The organism is Streptomyces sp. NPDC002536 (assembly GCF_053594995.1).
In genome coordinates, this window is sequence record NZ_JBSFWU010000052.1 from 36,778 (window position 1) to 53,144 (window position 16,367).

General features: G+C 71.2%; 16 protein-coding genes and 1 rRNA gene. 4 read left to right on the forward strand and 13 right to left on the reverse strand.

What is annotated here, in order from left to right; genetic code table 11:
- Window positions 1–104: 104 nt before the first annotated feature.
- From hemB to ACWD4B_RS20025, 5 genes are read right to left on the reverse strand one after another with little or no spacing between them, the layout of a single operon-like run.
- Window positions 105–1,109, reverse strand: coding sequence for a porphobilinogen synthase (gene hemB / locus ACWD4B_RS20005; protein WP_451421983.1), 1,005 nt, complete (start codon window positions 1,107–1,109; stop codon window positions 105–107).
- Window positions 1,106–2,749, reverse strand: coding sequence for a uroporphyrinogen-III synthase (locus ACWD4B_RS20010; RefSeq protein WP_451421984.1), 1,644 nt, complete (start codon window positions 2,747–2,749; stop codon window positions 1,106–1,108). The genes hemB and ACWD4B_RS20010 overlap by 4 nt, the downstream gene beginning before the upstream one ends.
- On the reverse strand, window positions 2,746–3,711 hold the full coding sequence (gene hemC / locus ACWD4B_RS20015) for a hydroxymethylbilane synthase (protein WP_451421985.1): 966 nt from the start codon (window positions 3,709–3,711) through the stop codon (window positions 2,746–2,748). Before hemC ends, ACWD4B_RS20010 begins: the two co-directional genes overlap by 4 nt.
- The gene (locus ACWD4B_RS20020; RefSeq protein ID WP_451421986.1) at window positions 3,708–5,057 is read right to left on the reverse strand and encodes a glutamyl-tRNA reductase; all 1,350 of its coding nucleotides are present in this window, start codon (window positions 5,055–5,057) and stop codon (window positions 3,708–3,710) included. Before ACWD4B_RS20020 ends, hemC begins: the two co-directional genes overlap by 4 nt.
- Entirely contained in the window at window positions 5,054–5,833 is a 780-nt protein-coding gene (locus ACWD4B_RS20025; RefSeq protein ID WP_451421987.1) for a redox-sensing transcriptional repressor Rex, read from the reverse strand. The genes ACWD4B_RS20020 and ACWD4B_RS20025 overlap by 4 nt, the downstream gene beginning before the upstream one ends.
- Window positions 5,834–6,221: 388 nt before the next feature.
- Between ACWD4B_RS20025 and ACWD4B_RS20030 the strand changes: the two genes are divergently transcribed.
- From ACWD4B_RS20030 to ACWD4B_RS20045, 4 genes are all read left to right on the forward strand, one after another.
- Window positions 6,222–6,500 (forward strand): glutaredoxin family protein, encoded by a 279-nt coding sequence (locus tag ACWD4B_RS20030; RefSeq protein WP_171085663.1) that lies wholly within the window; start codon window positions 6,222–6,224, stop codon window positions 6,498–6,500.
- 89 nt (window positions 6,501–6,589) lie between these two features.
- On the forward strand, window positions 6,590–7,537 hold the full coding sequence (locus ACWD4B_RS20035; RefSeq protein ID WP_451421988.1) for an HAD family hydrolase: 948 nt from the start codon (window positions 6,590–6,592) through the stop codon (window positions 7,535–7,537).
- Between the two features lie 424 nt (window positions 7,538–7,961).
- Window positions 7,962–8,765 carry an ECF subfamily RNA polymerase sigma factor, BldN family gene (locus tag ACWD4B_RS20040; protein ID WP_451421989.1) on the forward strand — a complete coding sequence of 268 codons (804 nt, stop codon included), beginning with the start codon at window positions 7,962–7,964 and terminating at the stop codon, window positions 8,763–8,765.
- 213 nt (window positions 8,766–8,978) lie between these two features.
- A complete protein-coding gene (locus tag ACWD4B_RS20045; RefSeq protein ID WP_451421990.1) occupies window positions 8,979–10,160 on the forward strand; it encodes a DUF5667 domain-containing protein in 1,182 nt (393 codons plus the stop codon).
- Window positions 10,161–10,214: 54 nt separating this feature from the next.
- On the opposite strand, the gene ACWD4B_RS20050 is transcribed toward ACWD4B_RS20045, so the two are convergent.
- From ACWD4B_RS20050 to rrf, 8 genes are all read right to left on the reverse strand, one after another.
- Window positions 10,215–11,243, reverse strand: a complete 1,029-nt coding sequence (locus tag ACWD4B_RS20050; RefSeq protein WP_451421991.1) for a 1-acyl-sn-glycerol-3-phosphate acyltransferase — start codon at window positions 11,241–11,243, stop codon at window positions 10,215–10,217.
- Between the two features lie 14 nt (window positions 11,244–11,257).
- Window positions 11,258–12,304, reverse strand: coding sequence for an NAD-dependent epimerase/dehydratase family protein (locus ACWD4B_RS20055; protein ID WP_451421992.1), 1,047 nt, complete (start codon window positions 12,302–12,304; stop codon window positions 11,258–11,260).
- 203 nt (window positions 12,305–12,507) lie between these two features.
- Complete coding sequence (locus tag ACWD4B_RS20060; RefSeq protein WP_003948845.1) at window positions 12,508–12,606, reverse strand: 30S ribosomal protein bS22; 99 nt, start codon at window positions 12,604–12,606, stop codon at window positions 12,508–12,510.
- A 110-nt stretch (window positions 12,607–12,716) separates the two neighbouring features.
- Window positions 12,717–12,926: a helix-turn-helix domain-containing protein gene (locus ACWD4B_RS20065; protein WP_067299677.1), complete on the reverse strand. Its 210-nt coding sequence runs from the start codon at window positions 12,924–12,926 to the stop codon at window positions 12,717–12,719.
- A gap of 128 nt (window positions 12,927–13,054) precedes the next feature.
- On the reverse strand, window positions 13,055–13,876 hold the full coding sequence (locus ACWD4B_RS20070; RefSeq protein WP_451421993.1) for a phosphatase: 822 nt from the start codon (window positions 13,874–13,876) through the stop codon (window positions 13,055–13,057).
- A 3-nt stretch (window positions 13,877–13,879) separates the two neighbouring features.
- A complete protein-coding gene (locus ACWD4B_RS20075) occupies window positions 13,880–15,073 on the reverse strand; it encodes an acetoin utilization protein AcuC (protein WP_451421994.1) in 1,194 nt (397 codons plus the stop codon).
- Entirely contained in the window at window positions 15,042–16,217 is a 1,176-nt protein-coding gene (locus ACWD4B_RS20080) for an MFS transporter (RefSeq protein ID WP_451421995.1), read from the reverse strand. Before ACWD4B_RS20080 ends, ACWD4B_RS20075 begins: the two co-directional genes overlap by 32 nt.
- A gap of 57 nt (window positions 16,218–16,274) precedes the next feature.
- Window positions 16,275–16,367: ribosomal RNA gene (rrf, locus tag ACWD4B_RS20085) — 5S ribosomal RNA — on the reverse strand; the annotation flags it as partial.

Below are 16,367 nucleotides of genomic sequence, written 5' to 3' on the forward strand. Positions count from 1 at the left end.
CAGTAGTCATGTTGGTTTGCGAACGCCGGATCAAGCCCGATTCCCGGAGACTCAACCTGTGTGGGTGACGGGCACTTTCGGCCCGCCATCCCCCACAGCCCCTGCTACAGGCCCTGCTTCAGCCCCTGGGCGACCTCGGTCGCCCAGTACGTCAGAATCATGTTCGCGCCGGCCCGCTTGATGCCGGTGAGGGTCTCCAGGATCGCGCGGTCGCGCTCGATCCACCCGTTGGCGGCCGCCGCCTCGATCATCGCGTACTCGCCGGAGATCTGGTACGCCGCGACCGGCACGTCCACGGAGTCCGCGACCCGCTGCAGCACGTCCAGGTACGGCAGCGCCGGCTTGACCATCACCATGTCGGCGCCCTCGGCGAGGTCCAGCTCCAGCTCGCGCAGCGACTCGCGCGCGTTCGCCGGGTCCTGCTGGTAGGTCTTGCGGTCGCCCTGGAGGGACGAGCCGACGGCCTCGCGGAAGGGCCCGTAGAACGCGGACGCGTACTTGGCGGTGTAGGCGAGGACCGACACGTCCTCGTGCCCGGTCTGGTCGAGGGCGTCGCGGATGACGCCGACCTGGCCGTCCATCATGCCGCTGGGGCCCACCACATGGACGCCCGCGTCGGCCTGGACCTGCGCCATCTCGGCGTAGCGCTCCAGCGTCGCGTCGTTGTCCACACGGCCCTGTTCGTCGAGCACGCCGCAGTGGCCGTGGTCGGTGTACTCGTCCAGGCAGAGGTCGGACATGATGACGAGCTCGTCGCCGACCTCGGCCTTCACGTCGCGGATGGCGACCTGGAGGATGCCGTCGGGGTCCGTCCCGGCGGTGCCCAGGGCGTCCTTGTTGGCGTCCTCGGGCACGCCGAACAGCATGATCCCGGCGACGCCCGCCTCCAGCGCCTCGACCGCGGCCTTGCGCAGCGTGTCGCGGGTGTGCTGGACGACCCCCGGCATGGCGGAGATCGGCACCGGCTCGGCGATGCCCTCCCGCACGAAGGCGGGCAGGATCAGGTCGGCCGGGTGCAGCCGGTGCTCCGCGACCATGCGCCGCATGGCGGGCGTGGTGCGCAGCCGGCGCGGCCGCGATCCGGGGAAGGTTCCGTACGTGGTGCTCAACTCCGTGCCCTTCTGCGCGATCCGGGCCGCCGCTCGCTCGGGCGGGTGACCGGATCGCCGGCCTCCAGGGCCGCGTCGCGCCGGGCCGCGCCGAACTCCGCGAGCGCCTCGGCGAGTTTGTGCACCGAGGGCTCGGGCGACAGCACGTCCACCCGCAGGCCGTGTTCCTCCGCGGTCTTCGCGGTGGCGGGGCCGATGCAGGCGATGACGGTGACATTGTGCGGCTTGCCGGCGATGCCGACCAGGTTCCGCACGGTGGAGGACGAGGTGAACAGCACGGCGTCGAAGCCGCCGCCCTTGATCGCCTCGCGGGTCTCGGCCGGCGGCGGCGAGGCGCGCACGGTCCGGTAGGCCGTGACGTCGTCGACCTCCCAGCCCAGCTCGATCAGACCGGCCACCAGGGTCTCGGTGGCGATGTCGGCGCGGGGCAGGAAGACGCGGTCGATCGGGTCGAAGACCGGGTCGTAGGGCGGCCAGTCCTCCAGCAGGCCGGCGGCCGACTGCTCGCCACTGGGCACCAGGTCCGGCTTGACGCCGAACTCGATCAGCGACTTCGCGGTCTGCTCGCCGACGGCCGCGACCTTGATGCCGGCGAAGGCGCGCGCGTCGAGCCCGTACTCCTCGAACTTCTCGCGCACCGCCTTGACGGCGTTGACGGACGTGAAGGCGATCCACTCGTAGCGGCCGGTGACCAGGCCCTTGACCGCGCGCTCCATCTGCTGCGGGGTGCGCGGCGGTTCGACGGCGATGGTCGGCACCTCGTGCGGCACGGCGCCGTACGAGCGGAGCTGGTCGGAGAGCGCGGCGGACTGCTCCTTGGTGCGCGGGACGAGCACGTTCCAGCCGAAGAGCGGCTTGGACTCGAACCACGAGAGCCGGTCGCGCCGTTCGGCAGCGCTGCGCTCGCCGACCACGGCTATGACGGGCTGCCCGCCGTCGGGCGAGGGCAGCACCTTGGCGGCCTTGAGCACCTGGGCGACCGTGCCGAGGGTGGCGGTCCAGGTGCGCTGGCGGGTGGTGGTGCCGGCGACGGTGATGCTCATCGGCGTCTCGGGCTTGCGTCCGGCGGAGACCAGTTCGCCGGCTGCGGAGACGACCGTGTCGAGCGTGGTGGAGACGACCGCGGTCGTCTCGCTCGCGCCGACCTCGCTCCAGCAGGTGGCGGTGCGGGCGTCGACGAAGCGGACGTCACCGCCCCGGCCGTCGTGCAGCGGCACACCGGCGTACGCGGGCACGCCGACGGCCGTGGCGACGCCCGGCACCACCTCGAAGGTGATGCCGCCGTCGGCGCAGGCCAGCATCTCGTCGGCGGCGTTGCCGTCGAGCCCGGGGTCGCCGAGCACGGCACGGACGACCCGCTTGCCGCTGCGCGCGGCCGACATGACAAGATTGGCCGTGTCCCTGAGTACGGGGATGTCCGCGGTTTTTGATGCCTCGTCAGTAACCGTCTGCGCAGGCATGTCCACATGGGCGCGCGCATGCGTGCGCACCACGTCGAGCACCTGCGGATCGGCGATCAGGACGTCCGCGGCCGCCAGCGCCTCCACGGCGCGCAGCGTCAGCAGTCCCGGGTCTCCGGGTCCGGCACCGAGGAAGGTGACGTGCCCGTGCGTGGGGTGGTTCGGGGCGGTGGGGTTCAAAGTGCTCGCTCCCCCATAAGACCGGCCGCACCCTTGTCGAGCATCTCCGCGGCGAGCAACTGCCCCATGGCAACTGCCTCTTCGCTGGACGCCGGCACGGGACCGGTGATGGACAGCTGCACCAGCGTGGAGCCGTCGGTGGTGCCGACGACGCCGCGCAGGCGCATTTCGGTGACAACCTGCCCGACGGCCAACAGGTCGGCCAGTGCACCCACGGGTGCACTGCAGCCGGCCTCCAGGGCGGCGAGCAGGGAACGCTCGGCGGTCACGGCGACCCGCGTGTGCGGGTCGTCGAGCTCGGCGAGCATCGCGGCGAGGGGTGCGTTGGTCACGGCGCACTCGATCGCCAGGGCCCCCTGGCCGGGGGCGGGCAGAACTGCGTCGGTCTCCAGGAACTGGGTGACCTCCCCGATCCTGCCGAGTCGGGTCAGACCGGCTGCGGCGAGCACGACGGCGTCCAGCTCGCCCTTGGCGACGTAGCCGAGCCGGGTGTCGATGTTGCCGCGGATCGGCACGGTCTCGATGCGCCGGCCGAGCGTGCGCGCCCAGGCGTTGAGCTGCGCCATGCGGCGCGGCGAACCGGTGCCGATGCGCGCACCGTCCGGGAGCTCCTCGAAGGTGAGCCCGTCACGGGCCACCAGCGCGTCGCGCGGGTCCTCGCGGACCGGGATCGCGGCGAGCGCGAGGTCGTCGGGCTGCTGGGTCGGCAGGTCCTTCAGCGAGTGCACGGCGAAGTCGATCTCGTCCGCGAGCAGCGCGTCGCGCAGCGCGGAGACGAAGACGCCGGTGCCGCCGATCTGCGCGAGGTGCTCGCGCGAGACGTCGCCGTACGTGGTGATCTCGACCAGCTCGACGGGGCGGCCGGTGAGCTGCTGCACGGCCTCGGCGACCTGCCCGGACTGGGCCATGGCCAGCTTGCTGCGGCGGGTGCCGAGGCGCAGCGGTGTGGTGGTGTCGTTCATGACGGCTCCCGTGAGGTCCGCGAGTCGGCACGGCTGACGGCAGCCACGGCCTGCGGATCGAGGTCGAAGAGTTCCCGCAGCGCATCGGCGTAGCCGGCGCCGCCGGGGGTGGAGGCGAGCTCCTTGACCCGCACGGTGGGCGCGTGGAGGAGCTTGTCGACGACGCGGCGCACGGTCTGCGTGATCTCCGCGCGCTCCTTGTCGTCCAGGCCGGGCAGCCGTCCGTCGAGCCGGGCCATCTCGCCGGCCACGACGCCGGCGGCCATGGTGCGCAGGGCGACCACGGTCGGCGTGATGTGCGCGGCCCGCTGCGCGGCGCCGAAGGCGGCGACCTCGTCGGAGACGATGCTGCGCACCTGGTCGACGTCGGCGGCCATGGGTGCGTCGGCGGAGGCCTCGGCCAGGGTCTCGATGTCGACGAGCCGGGCGCCGCCGATGCGGTGCACGGCGGCGTCGACGTCGCGCGGCATGGCGAGGTCGAGCAGGGCGAGTGCGGCGCCGTCGCGGCCCGCCAGGGCCTCGCTCACCTCATCTGCCGTGAGCACCAGGCCCGTTGCGCCGGTGCAGGACACCACGATGTCGGCCTGCGCCAGCTCGGCCGGGACGGCCGGCATCTCCACCGCGGACGCGGTGACCGCGGTACCGGCACCCGGCTCGGTGAGGATCGCCGCCAGGCGCTCCGCCCGCTCCAGCGTGCGGTTGGCGATGGCCACGTGCGCCACACCCGCGCGCGCGAGCGTGGCGGCGGCCAGCGAGGACATCGAACCGGCGCCGATGACCAGGGCGCGCTTGCCCGCGACCCAGTCGGCCACCGGCACGCCGCAGGCGAGCCGCTCCAGGCCGAAGGTGACCAGGGACTGGCCCGCCTTGTCGATGCCCGTCTCGCTGTGGGCGCGCTTGCCCACCCGCAGCGCCTGCTGGAACAGGTCGTTCAGCAGCCGCCCGGCGGTGTGCAGCTCCTGGCCGAGGGCGAGCGCGTCCTTGATCTGGCCGAGGATCTGGCCCTCGCCGACGACCATCGAGTCCAGCCCGCAGGCCACCGAGAAGAGGTGGTGGACGGCCCGGTCCTCGTAGTGCACGTACAGGTACGGGGTGAGCTCCTCCAGGCCGACGCCCGAGTGCCGGGCGAGCAGCGTGGACAGCTCGGCCACACCGGCGTGGAACTTGTCCACGTCGGCGTAGAGCTCGATGCGGTTGCAGGTGGCGAGCACGGCCGCCTCGGTGGCGGGCTCGGCGGCCAGCGTGTCGTGCACCAGGCGCGCCTGCGTCTCGCGCGCGAGGGCGGCCCGCTCCAGCACGCTCACGGGCGCGCTGCGGTGGCTCAGTCCGACGACCAGAAGACTCATGCCGGCATCACGGCGGGGACGTCCCCCTCCGGTCCCTTCCTGCCGCCCCCGGCCGGGCGCGCGGCCGCGGACGCCGCGGCGGCGGCACCGGCGCCGGACGGCGCAGTGGTCTCCTCGCCGGCCTTGCGCTGCTCGTGGAAGGCGAGGATCTGCAGCTCGATCGACAGGTCGACCTTGCGGACGTCCACGCCGTCCGGGACGACGAGCACGGTGGGCGCGAAGTTGAGGATCGAGGTGACCCCGGCCGCCACGAGCCGGTCGCAGACCTGCTGCGCGGCACCGGCGGGGGTCGCGATGACGCCGATGGAGACGCCGTTGTCCGTGATGATCGACTCGAGTTCGTCGGTGTGCCGCACGGGCAGCCCGGCGACCGGCCTGCCGGTCATGGCGGGGTCGGCGTCGATCAGGGCCGCGACGCGGAAGCCGCGGGAGGCGAAGCCGCCGTAGTTGGCCAGGGCGGCGCCGAGGTTGCCGATACCGACGATCACGACCGGCCAGTCCTGGGTGAGGCCGAGCTCGCGGGAGATCTGGTAGACGAGGTACTCGACGTCGTAGCCGACGCCGCGGGTGCCGTAGGAGCCGAGGTAGCTGAAGTCCTTGCGGAGCTTGGCGGAATTGACGCCCGCCGCGGCCGCGAGCTCCTCGGAGGAGACCGTGGGGACCGAGCGCTCGGAGAGCGCCGTCAGCGCGCGCAGATACAGCGGTAGCCGGGCGACGGTGGCCTCGGGAATCCCTCGGCTTCGGGTCGCCGGTCGGTGAGTTCGGCCAGTTGCCACGGTGCTCCTGCGGGTAGAGCGGGGCTGCAGGCGGCGCCTCGTCCCAGGACCGCCCCGTCGAACGCAGGCTATGCCTTTGTGAACGCGTGCACAAAGATGGTGTCCGCTTTGTCCGGGCAAAGTGACCGGGCTCACGCGGCCTTTAGGCCCGATCCGGGAACCAATGCCCGCGCCGTTGCGACCGTCACACGGGCCGCACGCGCACCACAGGTGCGTCGACGGGGACACGGGCGTCCACTCCTCACCACGCTGCTTCTTCTCCGGACAAAACGCCCACGATGATAGTCGACTCAGGCATCCGAAATCGCCGTCCCGGACGCCGGCGGGAGCCCCCACGGGGCACCGGCGCGACAGCCGCCCCACGGCAGCACCCGGCACAATGACGGACATGAGCCCGCTGCTGCGCCGTAGCGCCCGCAAGAACCCCGCCGACTCCATCGTCACTCTGATCGGCAAGCCCGGCTGCCACCTGTGCGACGACGCCGAGGCCGTCATCGAGCGGGTCTGCGGCGAACTGGGGGCGCGCTGGGAGAAGAAGGACATCGAGCAGGACGCGGAACTGCACCGTAAGTACTGGGAACAGATTCCGGTCGTCCTCGTCGACGGTGAACAGCACGACTTCTGGCGGGTGAATCCGGACAGGCTGCGCAAGGCACTGGGGGGATAGCCGCCGGGTAGCCCCACGGATACGCAGTGTTCACGCCATCGCATCGTCCCGGCTCCGGATACCCCGAACAAACTGGCTATGCTCACGGCATGGCCGCACTCGGATGGCTCCTTTCCCGCAAGCGCTCCGCCACCGCCCGCAGCGTGCTGGCGGGCGAGGCCTCGGCGGAGGCAGCACGCAAGTCCGCCCAGGAGAGCGACGAGGCGTCCGCCCCGCTCGAGCCGGAGACCCCCGAGCAGCCCGAGCCGGAATTCCCGGTCGCGGGCGACGAAAAGGCCGCCGCCTTCTTCGACCTCGACAACACCGTGATGCAGGGCGCCGCCATGTTCCACTTCGGACGCGGCCTCTACAAGCGGCACTTCTTCGGCAAGCGCGATCTGCTCCGCTTCGCCTGGCAGCAGGCCTATTTCCGGCTGGCCGGCATGGAGGACCCCGAGCACATCCAGGACGCCCGCGACAGCGTGCTGTCCATCGTGAAGGGCCACCGCGTCTCCGAGCTGATGAGCATCGGCGAGGAGATCTACGACGAGTACATGGCCGAGCGCATCTGGCCCGGCACCCGCGCCCTCGCCCAGGCCCACCTGGACGCCGGACAGAAGGTCTGGCTCGTCACCGCCGCCCCCGTGGAGACCGCCACGATCATCGCCCGCCGGCTGGGCCTGACCGGCGCGCTGGGCACGGTCGCCGAGTCCGTCGGCGGCGTCTACACCGGCAAGCTCGTCGGCGAGCTGCTGCACGGCCCGGCCAAGGCCGAGGCCGTCCGCGCGCTGGCCACCGCCGAGGGCCTGGACCTGTCCCGCTGCGCCGCCTACAGCGACTCCCACAACGACATCCCGATGCTGTCGATCGTCGGGCACCCCTATGCGGTGAATCCCGACGGCCGGCTGCACAAGCACGCGCGCGAACACGGCTGGCGGCTGCGCGACTACCGGACCGGCCGCAAGGCCGCGAAGGTCGGCATTCCCGCGGCTGCGGCCGTGGGTGCCCTCGCGGGCGGCGCCGCGGCGGCCGTCGCCCTGCACAGGCGCCGTCGCTGACCCCGGGCCCATGACGGACGGGCAACTCCGGCCCGTCCCCCCGGCGTTGCCCCCCGTCACCACATCGGGCGACAGCCCCGGCGCGCCTCCTCGCCACGGGCCGTAACCGATTTCACCCCGCAGGCAATCCTGTTGTCATACCCCCACATGGCCCACGACAGTCCTGGCGTGTCCGGATTGCCACAACACGCTGCCGAATCGGCCACACCATCGGCAAATCCGGTCAACTTCCGTTCAGAGTTCGATATTTGATCGAGCAGTAATCGAGCCCAGAACGCATGGAAACGATGATTTGAGCAACTCGGTGTAGCGCTGCCTGTACGAAGGGTTATTCTCCTCAGACGCAAACCGGTACCCACTTGTCCCCACGGCGAGTGAACGGTCCCGCACTGCACGTGATGGAAGCTCTGCCTCTGGGAGTCCCGTGTACCCACACGTCGGGGTTGACGCCTCGGGCCTGGCTACGCTGCGCGCAGCGGTCGTCGACCGTCTGCGCGGCTTCGTCCCCACCGCGTATGCCGTCCCCGCCCTCGCCACACCCGGCCCGGCCGTAGGGAACGGCGGCCCGGCCGGTCCCCTCTACGCCCTCGCCGAGAGCAGCGCGGCCGTCGGCAGACGAGCCCGCCGCGGCGGTGCCGCCGCCACGACCACGACCACCCGCCGCCCCAGCGCCGACAGCGACAGCGCACGCATGCTGGACCTGGTCGAGCGCGCCCAGGCCGGCGAGGCCGAAGCCTTCGGCCGCCTCTACGACCAGTACGCCGACACCGTCTACCGCTACATCTACTACCGCGTGGGCGGCCGGGCCACGGCCGAGGACCTCACGAGCGAGACGTTCCTGCGCGCCCTCCGCCGCATCGGCACCTTCACCTGGCAGGGCCGGGACTTCGGCGCCTGGCTGGTGACGATCGCCCGCAACCTCGTCGCCGACCACTTCAAGTCGTCAAGGTTCCGGCTCGAAGTGACCACGGGAGAGATGCTCGATGCCAACGAGGTCGAGCGCAGCCCGGAGGACTCCGTCCTCGAATCCCTTTCCAACGCAGCCCTGTTGGAGGCCGTGCGCAAACTCAATCCGCAGCAGCAGGAGTGCGTCACCCTCCGCTTCCTGCAGGGCCTCTCGGTCGCCGAGACCGCCCGGGTGATGGGCAAGAACGAGGGTGCCATCAAGACGCTGCAGTACCGGGCCGTGCGCACCCTGGCCAGACTCCTGCCGGACGACGCCCGCTGATCCCGTGCGCCGCTCCCCCCGACCCCGACCGCTTTCCCGAGGTCCCCGCGTCCGCGTAACCCGACTGCCGCGCCACTCGTTGTCCGGGATGCAGGCTTCCCGAGGTCGCGCCCAACCTCTGTCTACTCACTCGTTCGAGTGGACACTCTCAAGGCGTGCAACCCTACTGATGTCCAGGGGAGTCGACCGTCATGACGAGAGGAGGTGCCGCCCGTGATCGCGAATGTTTCGGCGCACCGGCGGGCGAACGCCTTCGCCCAGGCCCTGGAGGACCAGGATCTCCAGGGCGCTGCGGCCGCACGGCCCGGACCACCGGCGGAGGATGCCGGGCAGGCCCGGCTGCTGGCCCTGGCGAGCGGGCTCGGTGAGCTGCCCGCCCCCGAGCTGGATCCCGAGGTGAAAACCGTTCAGCGGGCTCAGCTGATCGCCGCCATGGAGAGCCAGTTCGCGGGCGGCGGCACCACGGTCCCCCAGCCGCGCGAGGGCGCTGGCCGCGGTGCCCACCGGGCGCTGGGCCGGCTCCGGCCGCGCTCGCGCTGGTCCAAGGGGCTCGCCGCCGGCGGGCTCACGGTGGGCGTGGCGGCGGGCGCGTTCGGCGGTGTGGCGTCGGCGAGTTCCAACGCCCTGCCGGGCGACACCCTCTACGGGCTCAAGCGCGGCATCGAGGACCTCAAACTCGGCATGGCCGACAGCGACGCCGACCGCGGCGGCCTCTTCCTCGACCAGGCGTCGACGCGCCTGGCCGAGGCCCGCCGCCTCATGGAGCGCGGCCGCTCGGGGCACCTCGACCACGAGTCGCTCAACGAGATCCGCCGCACCCTCTTCGGCATGCAGCAGGACGCGGCCGAGGGCCACCGCCTGCTCCACGCCGCCTACCAGCGCGACGGCTCCCTGGGTCCCATCCGGCGGCTGTCCTCGTTCGCCGCCTCGCACCGCGAGGGCTGGAGCCAGCTGCGCGAGCGGCTGCCCCTCCCGCTCACCGACGTGGGGGACAGGGTCAGTTCGGTCTTCACCGCCATAGACGATGAGGTCGAGCCGCTGCAGGGTCTGCTGCACCAGCCCAAGGGCAGGCACGCGGTTCCCGACCGCGGCAGCGCCTCACCGCACGCCGGAGGCAGCGCGGGCCGTTCCGCGCCCGCCCCGCAGTCCCCGTCCACGACCGACGGCAAGCACCCCGGCAGCAGCCCCCGTTCGTCCGCCCCGAGCAGTCACGACGAGGGCGAGGGGCTCCTCGGCGGTACGGGCCTGCTGCAGCCCGCGCCCGACAGCTCGGGCCCATCCGGCTCCCCGGGCAAGGACGGCAAGCAGTCCGGTAAGCCGCCCATCGTCATCCCGCCGCTGCTGCCCCCGGACGTCCTGCCGGGCCTGGGCATCCACGGCCAGGAGGACAAGTAGGAAGACAAGCAGAGAGCGGCCCGCCGAGCGGCGGTCGGTGTTCTTCCCTCGGACTCAGAAGAACACCGACCGCCGCTGCACGAGCAGCTTGTACAGCGTGTGCTGAATCGTTTCCCGCACCTGGTCCGTGAGGTTGAACATCAGCATCGGGTCGTCCGCGGCCTCCGCCGGGTGGCCGTCCGTGGGGATGGGCTCGCCGAACTGGATCGTCCACTTCGTCGGCAGCGGCATCAGCCCCAGCGGGCCGAGCCACGGCCAGGTCGGCGTCAGCGGGAAGTAGGGGAAGCCGAACAGCCGCGCCACCGTCTTCGCGTTGCCGACCATGGGGTAGATCTCCTCCGCCCCCACGATCGAGCACGGCACGATCGGCGCCCCGGCACGCAGTGCCGTGGAGACGAACCCGCCCCGGCCGAAGCGCTGCAGCTTGTACCGCTCGGAGAAGGGCTTCCCGATCCCCTTGAAGCCCTCCGGCATCACGCCCACCAACTCACCGCGCTCCAGCAGCACTTGGGCGTCCTCCGCGCAGGCGAGCGTGTGCCCGAGCTTGCGGGAGATCTCATTGACGCCGGGCAGCCGGAAGACCAGGTCCGCGGCGAGCATCCGCAGGTGCCGCGCGGCCGGGTGGTGGTCGTGGACCGCGACCTGGAGCATCAGGCCGTCCCACGGGAGCGTCCCGGAGTGGTTGGCGACGATCAGCGCCGCGCCCTTGTCGGGGATGTTCTCCAGGCCCTTCACCTCGACCCGGAAGTATTTGTCGTAGACCGGCCGCAGCGCGGACATCACGACCTGCTCGGTGAGCTCCTCGTCGAAGCCGAAGTCGTCGACCTCGTACTCGCCGGTGATCCGCCGCCTCAGAAAGCTCAGCCCGTGCGCGAGCCGCCGGTCCCAGCCGCCCTCCTCCGGGGCCTGCACCGCGCCGGACGGCGCCGGCTGCACGTCGGCGGACTCCTGCGGCTCGTCCCGCTGCGCAGGTACGGGGGCGAGCGGCGCGGTCGCCCGGCCGGCCCGGGCCCGCACGGGCCGCTTGGGCCTCCGCTTGGCCCGTGGGTCGTCGCCGAACGGGATGACCTTCGCATCCGCCATGGTGGGTGCGCTCCTCAGTTCTGGCCGCGGCCGGCTGGCACCAGCGCCGCGATCCGGTCGACGGTACGGGCGAGGGTCTCGGGCGGCAGCAGCCCCGGGCCGCGGCTGCGGGCGAAGTCCGCGAAGGCGTCCGCAGTGGAGTAGCGGGGGTGGAAGCCCAGCGTCTCGCGCATCTGCGCGGTGTCGACGACCCGCCCGTGGGTGAGCAGCCGGATCTGCTCGGGCGAGAAGTCCAGGACCCCGACGGAGCGCAGCACCGAGCCCACCCAGGTGACACTGGGCAGGAAGAAGGGGAGGGTGGGGCGCCCGAGCCGCCGGGCGGCCTGGGAGAGCAGCAGAACGCCGTCTCCCGCGATGTTGAAGGTGCCGCTGTTGAGCGTGGAGCGGGCCGGCTCGCCGGTGGCGATGCGCAGCACCTCGATCGCGTCGTCCTCGTGGACGAACTGCAGCCGGGGGTCGAAGCCGAGGACCGTGGGCAGCACGGGCAGCGAGAAGTACTCCGCGAGCGGCGAATCGGCACAGGGCCCGAGGATGTTCGCGAACCGCAGGACGCACACGGCCACATCGGGCCGGCGGCGCGCGAAGCCGCGCACATAGCCCTCGACCTCGACGGTGTCCTTGGCGAAGCCGCCGCTGGGCAGGGACTTGGGCGGGGTGGTCTCGGTGAAGACGGCGGGGTCGCGGGGTGCGGAACCGTAGACGTTGGTGCTCGACTTGACCACGAGCCGCTTGACGGAGGGGGTCTTCTGGCAGGCTCCGAGCAGCTGCATGGTGCCGATGACGTTGGTCTCCTTGACCACGGCCCGGCTGCCCCGCTTGGCCAGCGAGGTGGCGCTGACGTCCATATGGACGACGGTGTCCACGGCGTGCTCGGCCAGGAGCTTGCCGATCGTCGGGTGGCGGATGTCCGCCCGTATGAATTCGGCCCCGCCCAGGCGGTGCTCGGGTGGCACTGCGTCCACCCCGATGACCCGGTCGACGTCGGGCTCGCGCAGGATGCGGCGGACGAACCGGCCGCCCAGCTGCCGCGCGACTCCGGTGACGAGCACGACCTTGCCCAAGATCAGCGCCTTCCTTCCACCCTCACCCGACCAGAAGTGCCCTGCCGCGGCCACCGTAGCGGGTCGTTGTTGCACTGTGATGACCGCCCGCTGCGCGGAGCGACATTTCAAGCCGTAGCGAAGGCATCACTCACTGCAACGCACCGCAGCCCTCCCACCGTGAACGGTGGAAGGGCTGCGGGACGAGCACAGCGGCGAGCCGCTTACTTCTTGTTGCGACGCTGAACGCGCGTGCGCTTGAGCAGCTTGCGGTGCTTCTTCTTGGCCATCCGCTTGCGCCGCTTCTTGATAACAGAGCCCACGACTACCCTCGCTTACATCGATTCACTCGGTGCGGGGCGTCCGAGCCCACACGACCTACATCGGGCCAGCCTACCCGGCACCGGGCGAACAGCGTAATCCGAGGCCCCCGTCAGGCTGTTTCCACCCCCACGTAGGACTCCCGGAGGTACTCGTGCACCGCTTGCTCTGGGACCCGGAAGGACCTGCCCACCCGGATCGCCGGCAGATGACCGCTGTGCACCAAGCGGTACACGGTCATCTTGGACACTCGCATCACCGCGGCGACTTCCGCCACGGTCAGGAACACGACCTCGTTGAGAGGCCTTTCGCCAGCAGCCATGACACACCTGAACCTTCCGCACATGACGCGCACCGGCTTCCCCTCCGGTGACTCCTCGTCGCTGCGCGCTCACTCCCCAGAGTAGGGGCGGGTGATGCGAGTGGGGAAGAGGAGCAGCCATCGGCCGCCTACTGTGACAGACACGCTCGATTGAGTACATAGCGAGTAAGCGGTCGGTAGTAATCAGACCGCACAGTGTCATCAAGCGGAACGACGACCGACACCCTCCCCTCGGCCTCCCCGACGAACGGAGCAGGGTCGTCCGCGTCGGCCGGACCGATCGCCTCAATGCCCAGCTGACCTGCCCCGCAGAGCCACCCGTGGTCCCCGATGACCAGGTCGGGCAGGGGTCCGCCGGCCTCGGCCGCAGCGGCCAGGGCGATCCGAACCGGGAGGGGTGAATGCGTATGCGCGCCCGGCTCACTCCCCGACGCCCGCGCGCCGGGTTCACGCATCAGCGCGACTCCTCGGACGTAGTCAAGGTTGTAAGTGCGTACCCCGAACCGGGTCGTTATGTCGACACTTCGACCCTGCGCCGGGGTGAGGACTTCGCATCCCGCCGCCGAGAGGCCGACGGCCAACCCGGCGTAGAAGTCCAGGAGCCGGTGCGGGTGACCGGTCCCGAGCAGCACCGCGCCGCGCCGTTCGGCCACCGCGCCGAGCCGCTCGGCGAAGGCACCGAGTGCCACGATCGTCCGCTCGGGGTCGATCACATCCTGCCCGGAAGTGTGCTGGGGATCGGCCGAAACCCCACACCTGTTGCTCATCAGACGCAACAAGTCCTCGAAGCGCCAGTCACATTCAGGCTCAAGACCGATCAGCACCCGCGGATCCCCCGCGGCGAACGCCCGGTACCGCTGGAGACTCCCTTCCCGCGAGGTCGCCACAACCCCGGCAAGCCGCGCGGAGAGAAGGTGCGCGCGAAGGGCGTCGGTGGTCGGGGTTCCCATGATCTACGGCCACAGCCCGTGCGCCGGAAACACGGCCCGGCGCGTGGCCAGCACCGCCTGGTCCAGGCGATCGGCGGGGTCGTACCCCGACTCCCCGAAGTCCCGCCACACGGGCGTCCGCCCGTCCGTCATCCGCAACGGCCCCAACTCCCGCGTCCGGCGGAACACTTCACCCCGCCACTCCTCCGGCAGCACGGTCTCCGGATCCACCGGCCGCCCGGCCGCGATCCCCACCAGATGCGCCCACGACCGCGGCACCACCTCCACCACCGCGTACCCGCCCCCGCCCAGCGCGACCCAGCGCCCCTCGGCATGCTCATGGGCCAGCGCATGGCACGCCTCCGCCGCCATCCGCTGCGCGTCCAGCGACACGGCCAGGTGCGCCAGCGGGTCGTCGAAGTGCGTATCGGCGCCGTGCTGGCTCACCACCACCTGCGGCCGGAAGGCGGCCAGCAGCTCGGGCACCACGGCATGGAACGCCCGCAGCCACCCGGCGTCCCCCGTCCCCGCCGGCAGCGCCACGTTCACCGCGCTGCCCTCCGCACCCGGGGCACCCGTCTCCTCGGGCCAACCGGTCTGCGGGAAAAGGGTCCTGGGGTGCTCGTGCAGCGAGATCGTCAGCACCCGCGGGTCCTCCCAGAAGGCCGCCTGCACCCCGTCGCCGTGGTGCACGTCCACATCGACGTACGCGACCCGCTCGGCCCCCAGCTCGAGCAGCCGGGCCACCGCCAGGGCCGCGTCGTTGTAGACGCAGAAGCCCGAGGCGCCACCCGGCATGGCGTGGTGCAGCCCGCCCGCGAAATTCACCGCGTGAGCCGCCTCCCCGCTCCACACCGCCTCAGCCGCGGCGACCGACTGACCGGCAATCAGGGCCGAAGCCTCGTGCATCCCCGCAAAGGCCGGCACGTCGGTGGTCCCGATCCCGTAAGGGAGAAAGGCCGCAGGGTCGGCATGCGGCACGGCCCCGGGATCCGACGAAGCCGCCCGCACGGCATCGATGTAGTCCTCGCGGTGCACCAGTCGCAGCGTCGACTCCCCCGCCGGCGGGGCCGCCACCACCCGCATCGCCTTGTCCAGCCCGAAGGCCTCCACCAATCGCATGGTCAACGCGAGCCGCACCGGGTCCATCGGATGCCCGGGACCGAAGTCGTAGCCCGTTACTGCCTCATCCCACATCAGCTGTGCGCGGCCGCTCATGACCGTCACCGTATCGGTCGGACAACACCCCGAACGAGCGGACGTACAACAACGTCGCAAGAACAAGTGTCATCGGCACACACATCGCCCCGCGATAACTCCACGCCTCGCCCACCGCACCCACGAGAGGCGAACCGACCAGGAATCCCACGTAGTTGAAGACATTGAGCCGGGCCACGGAGGCGTCGTCCTCGGCGGCGGCGAAGATCTGCGGCACGATGACGCACAGTCCGATCCCCAGAAGAGTGAACCCGCCTATCCCCACCCACGCCCCGGGCGCCACCGCCACCACGGCAAAACCGCCCGCCGCGACGACGGCCCCGGCCCGGACGACGGCAACCGCACCGAAACGCCGCACCGTCAGATCCCCGAGCGAACGGCCGATGAGAGTGGTCGCCATATAGACGTTGTAGGGGACGGTCGCGAGCTGTTCGGAACCGTGCAGCACCGAATGCAGGTATGTGGCACTCCAGTTGGAGACCGTCGAATCACCGATATAGGCGAAGGTCATGACGAGGCAGAGGGGCAACAGCCCGCGAACGGCCCCCGGTGCGGACGCCCCTTGTCCCGAGCCCGGCTCCTCGGCGGTACGGACGACGTACCACCGGCTCGCGATCAACGCCGCCGGCAGGACGACGGCCACGACGGGCACGTCCAGCCGGGCCAGCGACCACTCCTGGTGCGCGCCCAGCCATGCGAGCGACGCCCCGGCGATCCCTCCCAGGCTGTACGCGGCATGAAAGCCGAGCATGATGCTGCGCCCGTACGCGCGCTGCAGGCTCACCCCGAGCATGTTCATCGACGCGTCCAGCGCTCCCACGGCAAGCCCGAACACCCCGAGCCCGCAGGCCGCTTGCCACAGCCGGTCCCCCGCGGCCACCGCCGGCAGGGCGAGGCAGACGACGGGCTGCACCCAGCGCAGTACGTACGCGGGCGGCACTCTCCGCACCAGGCGCCCGGTGACCACGCTGCCGACCCCGGCCAGGACCGGCACGGCAGCGAGGAAGACGGGTAACAGCCCGTCGGACATCCCGTACTGCTCCTTGAGCGCCGGGATCCGGGTGACGAGGAGGGCGAAGACGACCCCCTGGACACAGAAGCTGACGGTGAGAGCGAGCCGGCCGTGCCGTATGTGGGATGCCATAACGCAAAAATGCCGTAGGCCCCGGTCAAAGACCAGGGCCTACGGCTATCACAATTAGTTCGGCGGCGTCCTACTCTCCCACACGGTCCCCCATGCAGTACCATCGGCGCTGAAAGGCTTAGCTTCCGGGTTCGGAATGTAACCGGGCGT

What these genes read in the sequence shown, in the direction of transcription:
- hemC (WP_451421985.1), bottom strand. Translation starts at nt 3,711, where the DNA reads ATGAACGACACCACCACACCGCTGCGCCTCGGCACCCGCCGCAGCAAG.
- ACWD4B_RS20020 (WP_451421986.1), bottom strand. Translation starts at nt 5,057, where the DNA reads ATGAGTCTTCTGGTCGTCGGACTGAGCCACCGCAGCGCGCCCGTGAGC.
- ACWD4B_RS20030 (WP_171085663.1), top strand. Translation starts at nt 6,222, where the DNA reads ATGAGCCCGCTGCTGCGCCGTAGCGCCCGCAAGAACCCCGCCGACTCC.
- ACWD4B_RS20035 (WP_451421988.1), top strand. Translation starts at nt 6,590, where the DNA reads ATGGCCGCACTCGGATGGCTCCTTTCCCGCAAGCGCTCCGCCACCGCC.
- ACWD4B_RS20050 (WP_451421991.1), bottom strand. Translation starts at nt 11,243, where the DNA reads ATGGCGGATGCGAAGGTCATCCCGTTCGGCGACGACCCACGGGCCAAG.
- ACWD4B_RS20065 (WP_067299677.1), bottom strand. Translation starts at nt 12,926, where the DNA reads ATGGCTGCTGGCGAAAGGCCTCTCAACGAGGTCGTGTTCCTGACCGTG.
- ACWD4B_RS20070 (WP_451421993.1), bottom strand. Translation starts at nt 13,876, where the DNA reads ATGGGAACCCCGACCACCGACGCCCTTCGCGCGCACCTTCTCTCCGCG.
- ACWD4B_RS20075 (WP_451421994.1), bottom strand. Translation starts at nt 15,073, where the DNA reads ATGAGCGGCCGCGCACAGCTGATGTGGGATGAGGCAGTAACGGGCTAC.
- ACWD4B_RS20080 (WP_451421995.1), bottom strand. Translation starts at nt 16,217, where the DNA reads ATGGCATCCCACATACGGCACGGCCGGCTCGCTCTCACCGTCAGCTTC.